Annotated in this window: 13 protein-coding genes; 2 read left to right on the forward strand and 11 right to left on the reverse strand. The window is 74.8% G+C overall.

Features of this window, described 5'->3' with window-relative positions; genetic code table 11:
* Positions 1-229: 229 nt before the first annotated feature.
* The 3 genes from ABT122_RS28750 to ABT122_RS28760 all read right to left on the reverse strand — a co-directional run bounded on the left by ABT122_RS28750 (position 230) and on the right by ABT122_RS28760 (position 2537).
* On the reverse strand, positions 230-691 hold the full coding sequence (locus tag ABT122_RS28750; protein ID WP_351558230.1) for a VOC family protein: 462 nt from the start codon (positions 689-691) through the stop codon (positions 230-232).
* 177 nt (positions 692-868) lie between these two features.
* Positions 869-1894 (reverse strand): YobF C-terminal domain-containing protein, encoded by a 1026-nt coding sequence (locus ABT122_RS28755; RefSeq protein WP_351558232.1) that lies wholly within the window; start codon positions 1892-1894, stop codon positions 869-871.
* Positions 1895-1958: 64 nt separating this feature from the next.
* A complete protein-coding gene (locus ABT122_RS28760; RefSeq protein ID WP_351558234.1) occupies positions 1959-2537 on the reverse strand; it encodes an EF-hand domain-containing protein in 579 nt (192 codons plus the stop codon).
* A gap of 292 nt (positions 2538-2829) precedes the next feature.
* Between ABT122_RS28760 and ABT122_RS28765 the strand changes: the two genes are divergently transcribed.
* Complete coding sequence (locus tag ABT122_RS28765; protein ID WP_351558236.1) at positions 2830-3657, forward strand: AAC(3) family N-acetyltransferase; 828 nt, start codon at positions 2830-2832, stop codon at positions 3655-3657.
* A gap of 15 nt (positions 3658-3672) precedes the next feature.
* Here ABT122_RS28765 and ABT122_RS28770 read toward each other — a convergent pair whose 3' ends face one another.
* The 4 genes from ABT122_RS28770 to ABT122_RS28785 form a co-directional block, all read right to left on the reverse strand.
* Entirely contained in the window at positions 3673-4767 is a 1095-nt protein-coding gene (locus ABT122_RS28770; RefSeq protein WP_351558259.1) for a winged helix DNA-binding domain-containing protein, read from the reverse strand.
* 139 nt (positions 4768-4906) lie between these two features.
* A complete protein-coding gene (locus ABT122_RS28775) occupies positions 4907-7048 on the reverse strand; it encodes an MMPL family transporter (RefSeq protein ID WP_351558238.1) in 2142 nt (713 codons plus the stop codon).
* Positions 7049-7352: 304 nt separating this feature from the next.
* Positions 7353-8597, reverse strand: coding sequence for an NAD(P)/FAD-dependent oxidoreductase (locus tag ABT122_RS28780; RefSeq protein WP_351558240.1), 1245 nt, complete (start codon positions 8595-8597; stop codon positions 7353-7355).
* A gap of 313 nt (positions 8598-8910) precedes the next feature.
* Positions 8911-9840: an NAD(P)-dependent oxidoreductase gene (locus ABT122_RS28785; RefSeq protein WP_351558242.1), complete on the reverse strand. Its 930-nt coding sequence runs from the start codon at positions 9838-9840 to the stop codon at positions 8911-8913.
* A gap of 312 nt (positions 9841-10152) precedes the next feature.
* Between ABT122_RS28785 and ABT122_RS28790 the strand changes: the two genes are divergently transcribed.
* A complete protein-coding gene (locus ABT122_RS28790; protein ID WP_351558244.1) occupies positions 10153-11010 on the forward strand; it encodes a class I SAM-dependent methyltransferase in 858 nt (285 codons plus the stop codon).
* 463 nt (positions 11011-11473) lie between these two features.
* Here ABT122_RS28790 and ABT122_RS28795 read toward each other — a convergent pair whose 3' ends face one another.
* The 4 genes from ABT122_RS28795 to ABT122_RS28810 form a co-directional block, all read right to left on the reverse strand.
* Positions 11474-11713: an acyl-CoA carboxylase subunit epsilon gene (locus ABT122_RS28795; protein ID WP_351558246.1), complete on the reverse strand. Its 240-nt coding sequence runs from the start codon at positions 11711-11713 to the stop codon at positions 11474-11476.
* Positions 11710-13251, reverse strand: coding sequence for an acyl-CoA carboxylase subunit beta (locus ABT122_RS28800; protein ID WP_351558261.1), 1542 nt, complete (start codon positions 13249-13251; stop codon positions 11710-11712). Before ABT122_RS28800 ends, ABT122_RS28795 begins: the two co-directional genes overlap by 4 nt.
* A 74-nt stretch (positions 13252-13325) precedes the next feature.
* On the reverse strand, positions 13326-15152 hold the full coding sequence (locus ABT122_RS28805) for a fatty acyl-AMP ligase (protein WP_351558248.1): 1827 nt from the start codon (positions 15150-15152) through the stop codon (positions 13326-13328).
* On the reverse strand, positions 15149-15319 hold the full coding sequence (locus ABT122_RS28810; RefSeq protein WP_351558250.1) for a hypothetical protein: 171 nt from the start codon (positions 15317-15319) through the stop codon (positions 15149-15151). Before ABT122_RS28810 ends, ABT122_RS28805 begins: the two co-directional genes overlap by 4 nt.
* Between the last annotated feature and the right edge of the window lie 417 nt (positions 15320-15736).

A 15736-nucleotide genomic window follows, 5' to 3' on the forward strand; every position in this document is an offset into this window, starting at 1 on the left:
GGGCCGGCAGGCCCGGAGCCGCCGGGGCCCGGCCGGGTGTCCGGCCCGCCGGGGAGCCGGGGCGAGCGCGTGGTGACCGGGGTCCGGGCGGGCGGTCCGCACGGGCGGCCGGGCCCCGGCGGGCGGGCCGTGCGTCCGTGGTCCGCGCGGCCCGGTCCGGCACCCGACCCGCTCCGGGGCCGCCGCCGGGCCGGGAGCGGGTACGCCGCCGGGCCGGCGGGGCCGGGATTCAGGGCGCGTGCCCCGGCCGGTCGTCCTCGCGCCCGTGCTCCTCGGGGCTCTGGCGGCAGAGGAATTCGAGCCGGTTCCCATGGCTGTCGTCGACGAAGAAGCGCCGGTGGCCGGGGAAGCCGTCGTCCCATGTCACCGCCGTGCCCGCGGCGGTCAGCCGCTCGGCCAGGGCGTCGAGGTCGGCGACGAGGATGCCCGGGTGCCCCTTGCGGGACGGGCGGAAGCCCTCCTCGACACCGAGATGGAGCTCCAGGGCGTCCGCGCGCACCCACAGACCACCGCGCGCGGCCAGCGCCGGGGGTTTCCGGATCTCGGTCATGCCGAGGACGTCCACGGAGAAGCGACGGCAGTCCTCCTCCCCGCCCGGTGGCAGGGTGAGTTGCACATGGTGCAGCCCGAGCCCGAAGGCCGAGGCGGCCTCCGTGCTCTCGTAGGGCAGTGTCCGCCCGCGTCCGCTCATGACCGACCGTCCTCGCTCACGGGTGGCGTGCCGTCGCCGGCCGACGCCACCGCCCGGTGCTCCCGCCGCCGGCCCGTGGGGTCCCGCCCGGTGGGGGCGGGGCCGATGGCCCCCGCGCGCCTCGGCGGAGAGCGTGACCCGCGACATTCTGCCCGCCCCGGAGGCCATCACGGGCCATCACATCGGGGTGCGGCCCCGGGCACGGCTCGGAGCGGCGCGGTGCTCCGCCGGGCCGTCGGTCCAGGTGTCGTCGTCCCCGCCGGAGGCGGAGGGTCCGGTCGCGTCCACGAGTGCCTCCCGCAGCCGCTCGTACCCCGGGGCGAGCCCGCGCAGACGGCCCGTCAGAACACGGTCGTCACCGGTGGTCAGCGGCTCCTGGAGCGAGCCGACCCGGACGGCTAGCTCCGCCGCGGCCGCCGCGGCGCCGGGGAGTTCCAGGAGGGAGAGGCAGACGGACGCGTCGGCGAGCCGGCGCGCGCCCACCCGGATCGCGAAGCCGCTCTGCACGTCCCGGGTGCCCTGCTCCAGCCCCCGCTCCACCAGACCGGCGAAGGCCTCGATCCCCTCGGCGCCACCGAGCGTCCCGGGCGGTACGGGGAGGTCGGTACGGCCGGACAGCCAGGCGACCGCCCCCGGCAGCGACCGCCGCAGGGCCTCGGCCGGGGTCGCCTTCCGCTCCCGTACGAAGTCCGACCGCATCACATACGGTGTGTCGCTGTAGGTGACCGTCTCCGCCCGCCAGGCGTCGAGGAAGGCCGGCGCGGAGAGTGTCGCGTACGGATGGCCCTCCGGGTCGTGCAGCAGTACGGCTCCGTCGTCGGCGGCGAGCACCGCCACGTAGTGGTCCCCGAAACCCGGCTCGGGGGTGCCCGGCCGGTAGAGCAGCAGCCCCAGATCCACCGGTCCGGCCAGCACCGGGCCCCGGGAACAGGCGTCCCGCAGCCGGGCGTACGCCTGCGCCGGTGTGCCTCCGGAGGTGTGCGCGCAGCTCAGGCCCAGGAGGTCGATGGCCTGGTCGAGGCCGTACCCCGGGTCCCAGCTGTAGGGGTCGAACAGCGGCAGGGTGCCGCCGATGAGCTGGAACCCGAAGGGCGAGCCGGTCAGTGTCTCGATCACGGCCGGCGGGGGAAGCTCGTCCGCCCCCGCGGCCATCCTGAGCGAGTGGGTGTAGCAGTAGGGGCCGGAGCCGTGGTACGGGATCATGTGGAGCCCTCCGTCGAGGTGGCCGGGACGAGCGACCAGTCCAGAGGTTCACACAGGGGGAGGGTCAAGCGGCTTCCGGGCCCGGGGCGAAGTCGGTGGTTCCGGTCCACCAGGTGCCCGGGGCCTCCGGGTCACGGCTCGCCCAGAACTCGACGATGGCTCCGGTGAACTCCTCCTGGGACAGCCGGCCGTCGCCGTCCCGGTCGAGACGGCGGAACGCCTCGGCCGCGTCCTGGCGCGCCAGTCCGGGGAAGTGTCCGTGCTGGAAGGCGAAGAACTCCTCTCCGTCCACCGCTCCGTCGCCGTCGGTGTCGGCGACCGCGAGAAACGCCTCGGCGAGGGCGCCGAGTGTCGCCCGGGCCGCCGCCGGGTCGTCGGCCAGCCTCCGGGTGGACGCGATGAACTCGGCGCGGCTCACCGACTCGGCTCCCGGGGGCAGATGCGGCAGGTGCAGTTCGCGCCAGATCGTCAGATAGGCCGCGACGACCCGCAGTTCGGCCTCCGACCCCTCGGCGTGCCCCAGGGAGGCGGCGACCGACCGTCCCATCAGCACGTGGTCGTGTTCGGTCAGCCGGCCGTCGCCGTCCCGGTCGAGGTGGTCGAAGCCGTGGCCGATCTTCCGGATGAGCAACTCGTCGGACATGGGGGGCCTTTCGGTCGGTGCGGGTACGGGTCTCCTTGGTAGCAGGCCCCCGTGGTGGCCGTCCGCCCCATCGGGAAAGTCCCGGACTCCGCCGCGCGGCCCGCCCTTCGGGAGCCTCGGTGCCGCGGGGTGACGGCCGCGCCCACCGGCCGGGCGGGCGGGGCCGGTGAGCCGGGCGGGCCGGGCCCTCGGGGCCTCCCCCGGGCCGGAGGGGGGTTGCCCCGGCGGGCGGTCCGGGGCGTACCGTCGGTCCGGGGCGGCGGTACCGCCCGGAGCCGATGGAGGAGGACGGGTGGCGATCAGCGCGGAACAGCTCGGGCGGGCCGTGGACGAGTTGGGGCTCGGCGGGCTGCCGGTCCTGGTCCACGCGGCCCTGCGGTCGTTCGGAGAGCCGCTCGACGGCGGCGCGGACGCCGTGGCCGACGCCCTCGTCGGGCGTGGCTGCACCGTGCTCGTACCGGCCTTCACCGAGCCGCACTTCGGGGTGGCGCCCCCGGCGGAGCCGTCGATGCGCCCGGCGCGCAACGGCCTGGACTACGCCCGGCCGTGGCCGCGCGAGCCCCTGGCCGCGCCCGATGTCTACTCACCCGGCTGCGGACTGGTCAACCCCCGGCTCGGCGCCTTCCCGGCCGCGCTGCTCGCCCGCCCCGGTGTCCGGCGCGGCGGGCACCCGCTGAACTCGTTCGCCGCCCTCGGCCCGGACGCGCCGGCGCTCGTCCGCGACCAGAGCGCGGAGGATGTGTACGCGCCGCTGCGGGCGCTGGCCGAAGGGAACGGGTGGAGCCTGCTCATCGGTGTGGGGCTGAACCGGATGACCGTGCTCCATCTCGCCGAGCAGCAGTCCGGGCGGCGGCTGTTCCGGCGCTGGGCCAGGGCCGAGGACGGCCGTACCGTCCAGGTGGAGGTGGGTTCCTGCTCGGAGGGGTTCCCCCGGCTGGAACCCCTGCTCGCCCCCCGTGCCCGTACGACGACCGTGGGCGCCGCCCGCTGGGCCGCCCATCCGGTGCGCGAGACCCTGGCGTCGGTGGTTCCCGCGCTGGCCGCCGACCAGGAGCGCACCCGCTGTTCGGCCCGGTGCCCGGCGTGCCGGGACTCCATCGCCGGCGGGCCGCTGGGCTGATCCGCCCCGGTGGCCTCAGGGGAGGGTCCCGTCGATCCGCACCCGGTCGCTCGCGTGGTCGGAGAGGAACAGCGCCAGCGCCCCGCCCTCCTCCGCGACGCCGGCCCGCTCGGCCCGGGAGAGACGGCGCAGCGGGGTGACGGTGACGGTGCCCTCCGCGACATCCCAGGTGGCGGAGGTCCGGCCGTCGACCAGGACGAGACGGGCGCCGGTGACCGACAGCCCCCGGTGGGCGTCGTCGATGATCCGGCCGCGCTCCTGGTAGCCGAGGACCGCGTTGTCGAACGCGGGCAGGAACCGTACCGGTGCGGGGGTGTCGGGGTCGGGGCGCGGGGCGTCGGGGAGGTCGAGCAGCTCCCGGCCGTTCTCGTCCCGGAAGGCGACCAGTTCCCCGCGGATCGCGCGGACCGCGGCCGGCAGCCCGGCAAGTCCGGACCAGGCGCGCAGATCGGCGGTGGCGGCGGGGCCGAACGCGGCCAGATACCGCCGTACCAGCGCCTGGCCCACCGGGTCGGCGGGGTCGGGGTCCAGGGGGGCGATCTCGCGGCCCAGCCAGGACGAGAGCAGGGCGTTGCGCACTCCGCCCCGGGCGCGCCAGAGGCCGCGTGGCGGCAGTTGCGCCACCGGGAGCAGCGCGGCCATCAGCATCTCCCCCAGCGCCCGTGTCCCCGCCTCCGGCCAGCGGTCGGTGAGCGCCCGCGCGAGATCGCCCATCGAGCGCGGCTCGCCGTCGGCCATGACCGCCCGGCCGGCCGCCGCGAGTTCGCCGAGGTCGATCCCGTCCAGTTCGTTCCGGTAGACCCCGAGCACCCGCTGGCGCAGCATGGTGTCGTGGCGGGCCCGCCAGGCCAGCGCGTCCTCGGCGGTGACCAGGTGGATGGTGCGGCGCATCAGATGCATCCGCACCACCTCGCGGTCCGTCAGCAGATCCGAGAGCGCGTCCGGCGTGAAGCCGCGCAGCCGCGACCAGAGCCCGGTGAACGGCTCCTGGGGCTCCTGGGCCTGCATGCCGCCGAGGTGGGCCACGGCGTCGACGGCCGGGATGCCGGAGCGGTCGAGCAGCAGTTGCCGGGCGAGCGCGGAGCGGTTGAGCTGCCGGGTGCCGAGCACGGTGGTGCCACGGCCCGCCCGTGGACGCGGCGGCGGCTCTGGGGTGGGGGCCGTCACGGTGATCGGGTCCTTCCGGTCGTCGTACGCGCTCTCGGGCACTCCCCAGCGTGACAGAGGAAGAGGACAGGTTCTGTCCGCTTCAGCGGGGTGGAGCCGAACCGGGGGCGGGCGGGGGCCCCGGAGCGGCCGGGGGCTCGGGGCGCCGGCTGAGTGTGCCGGGCCACCAGGCGAGGCGTCCTATGTCCCGCACCAGCGCGGGGACCAGCAGCGACCGCACCACCACGGTGTCGAGCAGGACCCCGAAGGCGACGATGAACGCGATCTGGACGAGGAAGGCGAGCGGGATGACGCCGAGCGCGGCGAAGGTCGCGGCCAGCACCACACCCGCCGAGGTGATCACCCCGCCGGTGGCGACCAGCCCTCTGAGCACCCCCTCGCGCACTCCGTGGCGCAGCGACTCCTCACGGACCCGGGACATCAGGAAGATGTTGTAGTCCACCCCGAGGGCCACGAGGAACACGAAGCCGTACAGCGGGACCGAGGGATCGGTGCCGCTGAAGCCGAGCAGATCCTCGAAGACCAGGGCGGAGACCCCGAGGGTGGCGAGGAAGTTCAGCGCCACGGTGGCGACCAGCAGCAGCGGCATCACCAGCGAGCGGAGCAGGCCGATCAGGATGACCAGGATGATGGCGAGCACCACCGGGACGATCAGGGTGCGGTCCCGTTCCGCCGTGACCCGGGTGTCGTACTGCTGCGCCGTGTAGCCGCCGACCAGGGCGTCCGCTCCGGGCACGGCGTGCAGGGCGGTACGGAGCCGGGCCACGGTCTCCTTGGCGGCGTCGCTGTCGGGCGCGTCCTTCAGCGTCACATCGATCCGCACCCGCCCGTCGACGACACGCGGCGCGCCGCGGCCGGGGCCGCCCCGGTCGGTGACGGGCGCCGCGCCGGCCACACCGTCGGTTCCCCGAGCCGCGGCCGTCACCCGCCCGGCCCGGTCGGCGTCGGCGATGACCACGGCGGGGCTTCCCGAGCCGCCGGGATAGTGCTGGGCCAGCACCCGCTGGGCGGAGACGGAGGGCGCGTCCTGGACGAAGATCTCGTCCAGTGGCACGCCCCGGGAGGTGAGCGCGGGCGCGAAGGCCGCGCAGACCAGCAGCCCGGCGAGAGTGGCGGCCCAGACCCGGCGGGGTGCCCGGTCGATCAGCCCGGCCACCCGGTGCCACAGCCCGCCGTCGGCGTCGGGGGTCACGTTCCTGGCCGAAGGGGGCTTCGCGGGCCAGTGGGCGGCCGGGCCCAGCAGCAGCAGAACGGCGGGGAGGAAGGTGAGGGTGCTCAGGACGGCGCAGACGATACCGATGGCGCCGACCGGACCCAGCGCCCGGTTGTTGGTGAGATCGCTGAGGAGCAGCGCCAGCAGTCCGAGCGCGACGGTGGCCGCGCTGGCGACGATGGCCCCCGTGGAGTGCCGCAGCGCGGCCCGTACGGCGGCGAACCGGTCCGCCCGCACCGGCAGCTCCTCCCGGTAGCGGGCCGTCAGCAGCAGCGCGTAGTCGGTGGCGGCGCCGATGACCAGGATCGACAGGATGCCCTGGACCTGGCCGTCGACCCGCACCACACCCCGGTCGGCGAGCGCGTAGACGACGGCGCAGGCCAGCGCGAGCGCGAGGACCGCCCCGACGATGATGACGAGCGGCAGCAGCACGCTGCGGTGGACGAGCAGCAGAATCACCAGCACGGCGGCGAGGGCGACCCCGAGCAGCAGGCCGTCGATCCCGGCGAAGGCGTCGGAGAGGTCCGCCCGGCTCGCGGCGGGTCCGGCGAGGTCGGCGGTGGTGCCGGGGACGCTCCCGGCGGTCTGCCGAATCCGGTCGAGCGCGGGCCGCAGTTCGTCGCCGAGGTCCGGGCCGAGCTGGACCACCGCCTGAAGGGCGCGGCCGTCCGCCGACGGCAGCACGGGTGAGACCTTCCCCACCACTCCGGGTATCGCGGCCAGGGGGCCCCGGGCCGCTTCGGCCGCGCCGCGCGCGCCCTCGGGCAGGGGGCCGCCGCCGTCGGCGGTCCAGACGACGATCACCGGGGCGGTCTCGTTCTGCTGGAACGCCCGCTGGGCCTCGATGACCTCGGTGGACTCCGCGCTCGTCGGCAGAAAGGCGGCCTGGTCGTTGGTGGCGACCTCGCCGAGCTTTCCGGCGTAGGGGCCGAGCGCGCCACCGATGCCGAGCCAGACGAGGAGCAGGAGGACGGGGACCAGCCAGCGGGCCCGGCGGGGGGTGAGGGACATCGTTCTCCAGAGTTTCCCGGTTGCGCGGTTCTGCGGTTCTGCGGTTCTGCGGTTCTGCGGTTCTGCGGTTGGACGTTGTCGCGGGGTGGGGCGGGGCGGGGCGGTCACCGGCACGGTCCCGGCGGGGCGGGGCACGCACTCCCCCACGGCCGCGTCAGGACGGGTCCATGACCGGGACGGCCCGCCCGGTATCCCTCCTTCTGGCCGGATCGGCCGCATGGATGCGCCCGGCGCGGCTGAAATTCGACCGGAATGCGGAGGACCGCATCCGCCGGCCGGGCCCAGGGGCCCCGGGCCGGCGGATTCAGCGGCCCAGATCGCGCAGGACCTCGCGGGCCGCGCGCGCTCCGGACGCCAGCGCGCCCTGGACCGAGCCGGTGGCCCGGTGGTCGCCGCAGACATAGCGCCCCGGGCCCACCCGGGTGGTCCGGCTCAGCGGCTGCGGCGGCGCCATGGCGGGCAGGGCGTCCAGCACCGTGCGCACGGTCAGCGGCTCCCAGCCCTCCGTACCGGTGGCGTACGCCTCCGCCAGCGCCTCGCGCACCCGGCTCTCGCGCCCCGGTGTGTCCGTGCCGAGGACCGAGGTCGCGATCAGACTCCGGCCCGCCGGGGCGTACCCGGGCACCACATCGCTGAGGACGCAGGTGTTGAGGAAGCGGCGGCGGCCGTCGGTGAGCAGGGTCGGTTCGCCCAGCGGTGAGGCGCCGGCCGCGTGGTAGTAGGTGGTGACGACACGGTACGGCGGCACCTCCACGCCGGGCAGCAGCGCGGCCACCCCCGCCGGGCCCGTCGCGACCACCACGGCGCGCGCCCCGATCTCGGTGCCGGAGCCGAGCAGCGCGCCTCCGTCGGTGAGCTGTTCGACCGGGGTCTCCGTGTGGAGCGCGCCCGGGGGCAGCGCGTCGGCGAGCAGCGCGGGCACGGCACCGATCCCGGCGGTGGGCAGACAGAGCGTGCCGCGCAGCATGCTCCGCCACACGAGGTGGAAGACCCGGCTGGAGGTCTCCAGTTCGTCCTCCAGGAAGACCCCCGAGAGGAAGGGGCGGAAGAAGGTCTCGACGAAGCCGTCGGAGAAGCCGGCCGCGGCGAGCGCGGTCCAGGTGGTGCGCTCCCCGGCCCTCTTCAGCACCCGCGCGGGAGCGAGCGCGTCACGCGCCGACAGCACCCCCAGGGCCAGCAGGTCCCGGACGGTGACCTCGCGCGCGGGCAGCGCGGAGAGCCGCCGGGGTCCCCGGGTCGGGTCGCCGAAGCGGAGCCGGCCGTGGTCGGTGTGGACCAGCACACCGGGGGTGAAGGGGCGCAGCCTCAGTTCGCGCAGGGCCAGGCGGCGGCGCACCTGGGGGTAGGAGGTGTTGAAGACCTGGAAGCCCCGGTCGACGACGAACCCCTCGTACCGGTCGGAGCGCATCCGGCCCCCGACGCCGTCCGACGCCTCCACGATCCGTGCGTCGATCCCGGCGGAGCGGAGATCGCGGGCACAGGCGAGACCCGCGAGCCCCGCGCCGATCACCAGGACATCCGGCGGCGGACCGGCGTTGAGCGAGGGCATGGCGACCGTCCTTCTCCCGGCGGGTCCGGCCGGCGGTTCACCGGAGCCGGAGCCCTCACCGCGTTGTTACGCCGCACCGTACAACCATTTCGGGAAAGGAGGCGGCAGACCCCTCAGGGAGAAAGGAAAACGGCATTGTCCGGAGAGCGTCCTGGGGTGGTCGAGGAGTAATCCTTCAGCACAGACGGGTTCCTGATGGGAATGACAGGATTCCCGGCGAGCGCCACGACGGCCGCCCCTGCTCCCGCCGTGCTTCTCGCCGCCCCCGTGGCCCCGGCCGTCGCGCCGGAGCCCGCGCCGGCGGCCGGTGTGGTCAGGGGCCCGCCGGGCTCGGTGCCCGTTCCGGTGCGGACGGAGGGGGTGTTCTGAGCAGTTCCGTCAGGACGGAGATGCTGTGCTCGCGGTGGCCCTCGGCGACCGCGCGCCGCAGCAGCGCGGCGATCGGGGCGAGCCAGGAGAAGTCGATGTCCGCCTCCTCGCCCATCGCCGGGTCCTCGGCCATCGCCTCGATCCCGTCGTGGAAGATGCCCACGGAGGAGGCGGGTTCCGCGTAGTCCCCCGAGTCGATCTCCGCGGCCAGGGCCGGCAGGATCGTGCCGATCTTCTCCAGCCACTTCACGCTGTACGGGACCAGTGAGCCGGCCGGCAGTCCGCGTGCCGTGATGAGGACGGCTCCCTGGAAGAAGCCGAGCAGCGTCGGCAGCAGCGCCCCGGCCAGCGCCGAGTCGTACAGGGACGCGAGGTCCACCTCCGCGCCGAGGTGGACGGTGTCGCCGCCGAGCGCGGCGAGCGCGCCCGCGTGCTCGTCGAAGACGGCGCGGTCACCGCTGTAGTGGAGAAGGGTGTCGGGCCGGCCCACCGCGTCGGGCACGCTCATGACCGATCCGTCGAGGAAGCGGGCGCCGTGTCCGGCCGCCCAGGCGGCCATCGCGCGGGCGGCGGGCGGGGTCCCGCTGTTGAGGGTGACCAGGGTGCGTCCGGCCAGCTCTCCGGCGGCGGGCTCCAGGGTTTCGCGCGTGGCCTCGTAGGTGGTGAGGCAGGCGACGACCAGGGGGCTCGCGGCGACGGCCCGCGCCGCCTCCGGCTGGTGGACCGCGCCCAGGGCGACCAGTGGCGCGGCCTTCGCTGGGCTGCGGTTCCAGACGGTCGTGGGGTGCCCGGCGCCGAGGAACGCCCCGGCGAGGGCCGTTCCCATGAGGCCCAGACCCAGGACGGTCACGGGTGGTTTTCTTCCTTCGGCCATGATGCGCTCCAGTCCACAGGGCGGCTCTTCGGGGCGGTTCCGGTATCCGGGAAATGGGCGCGCCGGACCGGGGACGGCGGGGCGCGAGGTCACCTCATGCTGCTCCTCGCTCCGCTCTTCCGACAAGAGCGCGGTATTCGGCCGATGGGGTGGAATGCGGTGGCCGGGGCAGGGGTCGGGACAGGGGAACGGACCGGGATTGCCGGGTAATTCCCGTGCGGTTACCGGTCATTCGGAGCGGGAGAGAGGGCGGTTATTCCTCCTCTGATAGGTCTTTGCCTCGTCCGGCCGTCCACCCAGCAGGGAGCCCCCATGAACGCGAACACCGACGAGCACACGGGCCAGGAGGCCGTCCCGCCCGCGGCGGGTGTCGGCGGACTGTACGACCGGAACACCGATCTGGTGGACGGGGCCGCCGACGGGAACATCCACTTCGGCTACTGGGAGAACGACTCCGACGGCAGTTCGTTCCTGGAGGCGACGGACCGGCTGACCGATCTGGTCGCGGAGCGGGTGGCCGCCGGGCCGGGGCGGCGGCTGCTGGATGTGGGCTGTGGCACCGGGAGGCCCGCTCTGCGGCTGGCCGCCGCGTCCGGGGCGCGGGTCACCGGGGTCTCCATCAGCCACCGGGAGATCGGGCTCGCCCGGGCCAGGGCGGAGCGCTCGGGCCTCGGCGACCGGGTCGCCTTCCGGTTCGCGGACGCCATGGCCCTGCCGTTCGACGACGAGTCCTTCGACACCGCCTGGGCGATCGAGTCGCTCACCCATATGTCCGACCGCGCGGAGGCGCTCATCGAGATCGGCCGGACCCTGCGCCCGGGTGGCCGGGTCGTGATCTCGGACTTCATGCTGCGCCGGCCCGTGACCGGGGCGGCCGGGGAACTGGTCGACGGCATGTGCGAGGTGTTCCAGGCACCCTCGCTCGCGAGTCCCGACGAGCACTGGGGTTCGGTGCGGCGGGCCGGTCTCGACGTGGTCGAGTTCCTCGACATCGGGGAGCGGGTGCGCCGTTCCTACCGTGAGATCCCCGAGTTCCTGGGCCGGGCGGGGGCCACGGCCGAGGAGAGCGCGGACATCGAGTTCCTGGCGTCGGCGGACTCCTTCACCCGGGCCGGGGAGCTGCCGGAGGTGGGGTACGTCCTGATGGTGGCGGAACGCCCGAGAGGGTGAGGGGCCGGGGGGTGGTCCCGGCCGGGGGCAGCGCCCGGGGGTGGCACCCGGCGGTGGCACCCGGCTCGGCGCCGACAGCCCGGCCGGGAGCGGCGGCAGCCGGGACCGTGACGACCCGGCCCCGGGCCGTGCGACCCACCCGGGACAGGGACCGGGACGGCGACAGCACGGCCGGGGGGCAGCAGTCGGCACCGTGACGACCGGCCCGGGACGGGAGCCGGGGTGTGCGACCCGCGCGGCGGCAGGGGCGAGCACAGCGGCAGCCCATCCGGCGGCCGCAGCCGGCACCGTGACAACCCGGCCCCGGACAGGGGCCGGGGTGGTGCGACCCGCACGGCGACAGCACCCGCCACCGTGACAGTCCACCCCGGGACAGGGGCCGGGACGGCCCAGCCCACCCGGGGGCGGGAGGGGAGGGCGGCCCCCATGTCCCCCGGGCCACCCGGGCCCCCCGGCGGGCGCGTCAGTGCCAGCCGCTCCAGCGCCAGGCGCCCGGGCCGCGACGGCCGGGCTGGTGGCGAATCCAGTGGGCGCGCCCGCCCCCGCGCCGCGGGTCCGCCGAGCCGGGGGCGGCCTCGCTCCACCGGGCGCGCAGGGCGCTCGCGGCGCTGAGCGCCCGCAGCGCCACCAGCACGGCGGCGAGTTCCTCATCGGTCGGCGCGCCGCGCAGAATCCGGACGCGCGGCTCGCGGTCCCGGCTCACAGCGGAATGTTCCCGTGCTTGCGCGGGGGGCGGGTGACGCGTTTGTCGCTCAGCGCCCGCAGGGCCACCGCCGTCTGCCGCCGGGTCTCGTGGGGCATGATGACCATGTCGACGTAGCCGCGCTCCGCCGCCATGTACGGATTGCAGAGCGCCCGGTCGTACGCGGCGCGCAGCCGCTCCCGTTCGGCCGCCGGATCGGCCGCCTGCTCCAGCGCCCGCCGGTGCAGTACGCCCACGGCGCTCTCACCGCCCATCACCGCGATCTCGGCCGTCGGCCAGGCGAGGTTCACATCGACCCCTTGGTGCTTGGAGCCCATCACGCCGTACCCGCCGCCGTAGGCCTTTCTGGTGACGACGGTGATCATGGGAACGGTCGCCTCCGCGTAGGCGTAGAAGAGTTTGGCGCCCCGGCGGATGATCCCGGCCCGCTCCTGGTCGAGCGAGGGGATGAATCCCGGTACGTCGACGAAGGTCAGCACGGGCACGTGGAAGGCGTCGCAGGTTCTGATGAAGCGCGCCGCCTTCTCACTGGCGTCGATGTCGAGCGCCCCCGCCATGAAGGCCGGCTGGTTGGCGACGACCCCCACGCTCCGGCCCTCGACCCGGCCGAACCCGCAGATCATATTGCGGGCGAACAGGGGCTGCACCTCCAGCAGTTCGCCGTCGTCCAGGACGGTGTGCACCACGTCGAGCATGTCGTAGGGATGGCCGCGGTCATCGGGGATCAGCCGGTCCAGGGCGAGATCCGCCGCGCCGAACTCCTCCGGCACGCCGGGGGCGGGACGGACGGGCGGGTCCTCCATGTTGTTGGAGGGCAGATAGCCCAGGAGCTGCCGCACATAGGCGAAGGCCTCCTTCTCGTCGGCGGCCAGCCAGTGGGCGTCACCGGAGACGGTGTTGTGGCTGCGGGCCCCGCCCAGGGTCTCCCGGTCGACGACCTGACCGGTGACGGTGCGCAGCACCTCGGGCCCGGTGACGAACATGTGGGAGATGCCGTCGACCATGACGACGAAGTCCGTGAGCGCGGGGGCGTAGACGGCGCCGCCCGCGCAGGGGCCGGTCATCAGGGAGATCTGCGGCACCACTCCCGACGCGTCCACATGCCGCTTGCCCAGTGCGGAGTAGAGGGCGAGGGAGACCACGCCTTCCTGGATGCGCGCGCCGCCGGAGTCGTTGATGCCGATGACCGGGGTGCCGGTGCGGATGGCGAAGTCCATCACCTTCACGATCTTCTCGCCGAAGACCTCCCCCAGGGCGCCGCCGAAGACGGTGAAGTCCTGGGCGAAGAGACAGACCCGGCGGCCGTCGATGGTGCCGTGGCCGGTGATCACACCGTCGCCGAAGGGCCGTTCCCGCTCCCCGCCGAGATGGTGGCCGCGGTGCCGGGCGAGCGCGTCCAGTTCGACGAAGGAACCCGGGTCGAGCAGGGCGTCGACCCGTTCGCGCGCGGTCAGCTTGCCCTTGGCGTGCTGCCGCTCGACGGCGCGCGGGTCGTACGGACCGGCGAGCAGGCTCCTGCGCCGGGCGAGTTCGGCGATGCGCTCCCGTGTCGTACCGCCGCCGCTCTCCCCGGAGTCCCGGGGCTCCGGCGGCGGATCGGGGTCCGGCGGCGTCACCGTGACACCCGTACGGAATCGGCGGCCGGGCCGGACGGGGGCACGGCGGCGGAGCGCAGCGCGCCGTCGGCGTACCGCCGGACACACTCCCGGCGCCGCACCTTGCCGCTGGAGGTGCGCGCCAGGGTGCCGCGCCGGACGATCAGGATGTCGTCCGGCACCAGCCGGTGGTCCGCGCGGATCGCGTCGTGGACCCGTTCGCGGAGCAGCCGCTCCCCCGGTTCTCTCAGCACCCTGCCGTCCGCCTCGACGACCACCACGAGCCGCTCCCCGGTGCCGTCGTCGACGGAGAAGGCGGCGGCGCAGTTGGGGCGGAGCCCGGCCACGGCGGTCTCCGCGGAGAGTTCGATGTCCTGCGGGTAGTGGTTGCGCCCCCGCCGGATGATGACGTCCTTGAGGCGGCCGGTGACATACAGCTCGCCGTCCCGGAGGAAGCCGAGGTCCCCGGTGCGCAGATGGGTGCCCGGCGCGTCCGTGGACGAGGGGTGCGGTGCGGTGCTCCCGCGCAGCCGGGCGCGGAACGTGGCCTCGCTCAGCTCGGGTCTGCCCAGGTAGCCGGCGGCGACGCACGGCCCGCTGATCCAGATCTCGCCGACGGTGTCCGCCGGGGCGGGCTCCCGGGTGACCGGGTCGACGATGCGCACCTCGGTGCCGAGGACGGGTACACCGCTGCTGACCACAGGCGTCGCACCCTTTTCGGCCCCGGACACCGGCAGGACCCGGTTCCCGCCCAGGGCGCTCGCGGAGAGGAAGAGCACGGTGGGCTCGCGGTGCTGGGGCGTGCCGGTGGCCTTGAGGGTGTTCTCGGCGAGCCCGTACCCGGGGGCCATGGCGCGCGGGTCGAAGCCGTGGGAGGCGAAGGTCTCGGCGAAGGAGCGGAGGGTGCGCCAGCGGATGGGCTCGGCGCCGTTGCCGGCGACCCGCCAGGCGGAGAGGTCGCGCACCTGGGAGGTGCGCCCTTCCCGGGCGGCGCGCACACAGAGTTCGTACGCGAAGCTGGGGGCCGCCGCGTGAGTGCCCCGGAACCGGGAGATGGCCTCCAGCCAGCGGGCGGGCCTGCGGATGAACGCGTCGGGGGCCATGAGATAGGACGGCGCGCCCGTCCAGAGGGGGAGCAGCACGCCGAAGAGCATCCCCATGTCGTGGAAGAGGGGCAGCCAGGAGACGAAGGTGCCGTCCCGGCCGCAGGGCCAGAGCTCCTCGGTCTCCACCACATTGCCGTGGAAGTTGGCGTGGGTGACCATGACGCCCTTGGGGTCGCCGGTGGAGCCGGAGGTGTACTGGAGCAGGGCGATGGAGTCGGGGCGCGGTTCGCGGGCGCTCCTCGGGGGGCGCTCGCCGGGCGGCGCCGAGAGGGCCAGTGACTCGGTGTCGACCAGGGTCAGTCCGGCGAGCGCGGGCAGCCCGTCGAACCGCTCCCTGAGGTCCTTCGCCACCTCGGCGGTGGTGAGCACGGTGGTCGTCCCGGCGTCATCGGCGATGCGGCGCACGGTCTCGACGGCCTGCCGGCTGCGGGGAACCTGGACGGGGGCGCCGGCCACCTCCGCGTACATGCAGCCGAGGAGGGTGCGGATGAACTCCGGCCCGGAGGGGTGGAGCAGAACCGCGGTGCGGCCGGCCAGACCGGTCCGCTCGAAGGCGGCGGCCCGGGCGCGCGCCGCGTCGTCGAGCTGCCGGTAGGTGAGCCGCTCCCCGGGCTCCTCGCCGTCGCGGAGGAAGACATAGGCGGTCCGGTCGGGCTGCCGCTCGCTGCGCGCCCGCAGAGCGCCGGGGATGGTGTCCATGCCCGGCTCCGGGGGCCCGATGGCCTGGCGCGGTGTCATGAGATCCGCTCACCGGCCCGGGGAGGTGCCATCGGCGGGGCCTCGGCGGTGGAGGGGGACAGGGCGAGCACGGCGCGGAGGATTTCCGTGGTGCCGGGCATCGGAGGGAGGGGGACGGGGCCGGCGGGGACCGGGGTCGCCGGCACGGCATCGGCTATGTGTTCCATGGGCGCGCCTCTTCCGCGGAGCATTCGCGACAGTGGTGACGGACACCGGACACTGAACATGAGATTCGGCGGTTTCCGGGGCGACCCTACCCGGGAAACACCGCCGTATATTCAGAGCGCAGTCATGGGGTGGTAACCCGGGACGCCGCAGGAGCGAATCCTTTCGGCAGCCGTGAGCCGCGAAACCCCGGACCCGCGTCCCCGGAACTTCCCACGGATGTCCCGGCGGATGACGGACAGCCGCCGGGACGGATTCCGGACGGATTCCGGACGGATTCGGAAATACTTTCCGGGGTTTTCCGAGGAGGCCGGGAAATCCCGGTGCCGGCCGCTCACCCGGCGTCCACGCTGCGGTAACGCCGCCTTCTTCCAGGCTGCCGCGGTACGGGAGTCGGGCGGTGGGAGCCCTGGTGTCCT

It is taken from the genome of Streptomyces sp. NPDC001985 (genome assembly GCF_040296845.1).
Classification (GTDB): Bacteria; Actinomycetota; Actinomycetes; order Streptomycetales; family Streptomycetaceae; genus Streptomyces.